This window comes from Phycisphaerae bacterium (genome assembly GCA_035384605.1).
Taxonomy (GTDB): domain Bacteria; phylum Planctomycetota; class Phycisphaerae; order UBA1845; family PWPN01; genus JAUCQB01.
This window is the reverse complement of record DAOOIV010000212.1, coordinates 1-4,204: the sequence shown is the minus strand read 5'-3', so window position 1 is coordinate 4,204 and position 4,204 is coordinate 1. Positions and strand designations below refer to the sequence as shown.

At 62.3% G+C, this 4,204-nt stretch carries 3 protein-coding genes; 1 reads left to right on the top strand and 2 read right to left on the bottom strand.

Features of this window, described 5'->3' with window-relative positions:
• The coding region (locus tag PLL20_21865; protein ID HPD32646.1) for a hypothetical protein at nucleotides 1-804 on the top strand (804 nt) is incomplete at its 5' end.
• A gap of 208 nt (nucleotides 805-1,012) precedes the next feature.
• Here the strand turns inward: PLL20_21865 and PLL20_21860 are convergent.
• On the bottom strand, nucleotides 1,013-2,140 hold the full coding sequence (locus tag PLL20_21860) for a glycerate kinase (GenBank protein ID HPD32645.1): 1,128 nt from the start codon (nucleotides 2,138-2,140) through the stop codon (nucleotides 1,013-1,015).
• Between the two features lie 468 nt (nucleotides 2,141-2,608).
• A complete protein-coding gene (locus PLL20_21855) occupies nucleotides 2,609-3,955 on the bottom strand; it encodes a trypsin-like peptidase domain-containing protein (GenBank protein HPD32644.1) in 1,347 nt (448 codons plus the stop codon).
• Nucleotides 3,956-4,204: the final 249 nt, after the last annotated feature.

The window sequence follows — 4,204 nt, the reverse complement described above, 5'->3', positions numbered from 1 at the left end:
CACCGCATCATCAAACCGGCGGATTTACAGCATGTTCAGACCGGCGCCGACACCGAGACGAAGTTTGTGAAGTTGGGGCAGCGACCGGCTCGCTATTTCCTTAAGGAATTGCTTCCTGAGCACGGTAAGAGTATCGAGAAGTCCATCTCGACAGCGGATGACAGCGTGCCTACGGTCTATGCGTATACTGAAGCTGATCTTCATCCCTTCCTCGCGTACTACGCGCGTTTGTATTTCAAGGCCTACACGAAGACCATCAGACACAGCACATCCAACAAGAAGTCGTTCGGTGAGTGGGTACATCCCGACGTCATCGGTGTCTACTACGCGGTCGAGGACTGGACCGCCGAAGTGCTCGATCTTAGTGCCGCAACCGGCAATCCAGCAGTGAAGCTATACTCGTTTGAAGTCAAGAAAGGGCTTTCATTCTCCAATCTCAGGGAGGCCTTCTTCCAGGCGGTCTCGAACTCGTCATGGGCTCACGAGGGATACCTTGTTGCGGCGGAGATTTCGACCGACGAAGACTTCCTGACGGAGTTGCGCAGGCTGGCTGCCGCCTTTGGGATAGGGGTCATTCGACTTGCTCTGGATGATCCAGACAGCTCAGAAGTCCTTGTGCCGGCCCGGGAACGTGAGACGCTGGATTGGGACACGCTCAACAAGCTCACCATGAACAATGACGTCACCGAGTTGCTGACCCGGATCAAAAATGATCTTCAGACGAAAGAGGTAATTCGCGAAAAATACGACGCTGTCTATACGGCTGAGGAACTCGTGAAACGAATCAAGAAGAAGTCTGCCTGATGATCCGCGCCGATCGCGAACAGTGTTGGACCACAGGAACCAACGAAGAAGACAATGGATTTCTTGCAGGGTGCTTTGTGCCTCCTGAAACGGGTAAGCATTCGTGTTGGCGCGCCTCGGCTCTGCTTCCGGCTTCGCAGTATTCAGCGGTCAACAAATGGCATCCAGTCGTCGGCATTGTTTGGGGAAAGCGGTCAACCGTCGGTTGTCAGTGATCTGACAGCACTCTCGCGGCGGTTTGTTCGAGGCAGGTGGCGGTTTGAGGGAGGGCCTCGGCCGGTGGGGTATTGGGCGGGTTGATGCAGTGGTAGCTCTGGAGGACTTCGAGGGCGTCGTCGGCCCCGTCGCCGACAGAACCGACCAGGGCGATGACGGGTATGCCGGCTGACTTGGCGGCGCGGCCGACGCCCTCGATCAGCTTGCCCATCATGGATTGGCGGTCGAGGCGGCCTTCGCCGGTGATGATCAGGTCGGCGCCGGCGATCCGTTCGGAGAAGCGCAAAGCGTCCATAACCATCTGGATTCCCGGCCGTAGCTTCGCGTCGAAGAATGCAAGGAGGCCGGCGCCCAGACCGCCGGCGGCGCCGGCGCCAGGAATGTCGCGAACCTGCATGCCCAGATCGCGCTGAATGACGTCCGCCAAGTGAGCCAGATTATCATCGAGAATGCGAACGGTCTGGGGGTCAGCGCCTTTCTGCGGGCCGTAGACGGCGGCCGCACCGCGAGGGCCGCACAGGGGGTTATCGACGTCGCAGGCGACCTCAATCGGCACGGGCCCGATGCGCGGGTCGCGAGAGGCCGGATCGATTCGGGCGATGAGGCTCAGTTGACCGCCGGTCAAGCCGTTGGGCAGCACGCGGCCGTTGCGGTCGATGAATCGTACGCCGATCGCCTGGGCGGCGCCGGTGCCGCCGTCGTTGGTAGCGCTGCCGCCGATGCCGATCAGGATCCGCCGGGCGCCGCTGTCCAAGGCGGCGGCGATCAGCTCGCCTGTGCCGAAGGTGGTGGTCAACAGCGGGTCGCGGCGGTCGGGCGGAACCAGCCCCAGGCCGGATGCGGCGGCCATCTCCAGCACGGCCGTTCCGCTGTCGTCGCCGAGTACGCCCCAGCAGGCCCGCACTGGTTCGCCAAGCGGGCCGGTCACGGTTGATTCGCGCAGTTGGCCGCTGGTGGCCGCCACAAGAGCATCGACCGTGCCCTCGCCACCGTCGGCCATCGGCAGCAGATCGATGGTTGCATCGGGGCAGGCACGACGGATACCGCGGGCGATGGCCTCGCAGACCTGCCGGGCGGGCAGGGCCTCTTTGAATGAGTCGGGGGCGACGACGATTCGCATGCTCAGCAATATACCTGTGGGGGGTTGAGGTCCGCTACAGGCGGTCGAGGAGCGGGCAGCGGCGCGAGTGATCGGTTATCAGATGTCAGTCGTCAGTGGGCGGAAAAGGAATCGCTACGCCGTGACTCTCAGCCTTTGGCGGTTAGCTGGGTGGGGGGGCTTAGCCCGGAATCCGTTCCGGGCCTGTCCTGCGAAGCGCTGATTGCGAAGCGGGGCTGCCTTGCCCGGCGGAGTCCATTCCGCATTCGGTGAGAATGGGGATGGGAATCGTCTATGCGAAAGGTCCCAGAATGGATTCTGGGGCCAGCTTCAATGCGGCAGGTCTCGGTCGCCGGGGCGACCTCGAGGCTGCCCTACTGTGTGCTCTTAGCTGAGGGAGAGAGCATGTCCACGCGGAGCCGTTGACGTGATCCCCGCGTAATCGATCATCGTGACCCCACCGTCGCTGCGGCGAGGATGGGACACCCGCTAGCGGACGGCCAGTTCGCCTTGGAGAAGGAGGATCTGTCGTTTTTGCACTTCGAGCACGCGGAACTGGACGCGCTCGCCGGCGGGCAGGCTTTCCAGGAGCACCGCCACCTCGTCGAGATTGTTGGGGGCGTACTTGCCGATCTGGACGATGACGTAGCCCTCGACGAATCCGGCCTGGTGGGCGGGGCTGCCGTACTCGACGTTGGTGATCTGGAGGCCGGCCCGCAGTTGCGGGTGGATCTTGGCGGCTTGCTCGCGGGTCAGGGCGCGGACCGACAGGCCCGTTCGCTGGCGGAGGAGCTTGGCGGCATCGGGAATGGGGATGGTTGCCGGCTTGACCGTGGCCTTGATTTCACGCGAGTTCCGCTTGAGGACCATGTCTAACGAATCATCAGCCGTGATGCCCAGCAGATAGATATAGTAGTCGGCATCCTGCCGAATGGGCGTACCGGCCACGCTGACCAGCTCATCGCCGGTTCTTATTCCGGCCTGGGCAGCGGGGCCCTTGGCTTCCGACACGCGGACACCTTCGTGCCAATCGAGGCGCAGACCGACCTCGAGCCGCTGGCGGTGCCGGATGGAGAGCATCTCGGGCAGCAGGCTATGCAACTGGTCGACGGGGATGGCAAAGCCGATATTCTGGGCGTCACCGCGGATGGCGGTGGTGATGCCGATCAGCTCGCCGAGGACATTAAGCAGCGGGCCCCCGGAATTGCCGCGATTGATGCTTGCGTCGGTCTGGATCAGGCCCTTGTATTCGACCTGTTCGCTGAAGGTCAGCGTGCGGTTCAGAGCACTGATGATACCAGAGGTGACCGTGTGCTGGTACTCGAGCGGGTTGCCGATCGCGATGACCGTCTCGCCGATCATCAGGTCGTCGCTTCGGCCGAGGGTGACGGCCTGGCAGGGTTTGCCGGAGTTGATCTTGAGAATGGCCAGGTCGTGCTTCTCATCGACGGCGATACGATCGGCCTCGAACTCGGACCCGTCGGCGAAGATCACGCGCTGGTCGACGGCCCGCATCACCACATGGGCGTTGGTGACCACGTAGCCGTCCGGATGGATGACAAACCCGCTGCCGATGCTGGTGTACTTGCGGCGTATGGGGCGAGCAAGCATCCCGTCGAAAAACTCGTTGAACAGGCCCTGGGGGAAGATGCTCTCGTAGTTCTCAACCTCCATGGTCGCGGAGATGTTCACCACCGCGCCGCGGTTTTTCTCGAACACCTCGACGACGGGCGTTCGACGAAGAGAAAGGCGGCCGGGCGTTGTCGTCTCGGTGGCGTGGACCGTGGGGGCCGCGACTGCCGACAACAGCAAAGCGGTCAGTGTTCTGGCGAGCATGGAACCACCTGCCTTATTCGAGTCTTCGGTGCGAATGAGTATAACACGGCCGAAGGAATTGGGAACGAGGAGTTGAGAACAAGGAGTGACGCGGCGGAGATCGGGCAGCCACCAAGGCAGGTCTCGGTGGCCGGGGCGACCTCCACAGCGCCCTACCCGGATGATTGCCGGAGCATTGGTCCCCATATGCGATGTTCGCGGTCGAACGTTTGGCGCAGGGCAGGTGAGCGGGGTTTCGATCTGATTCCC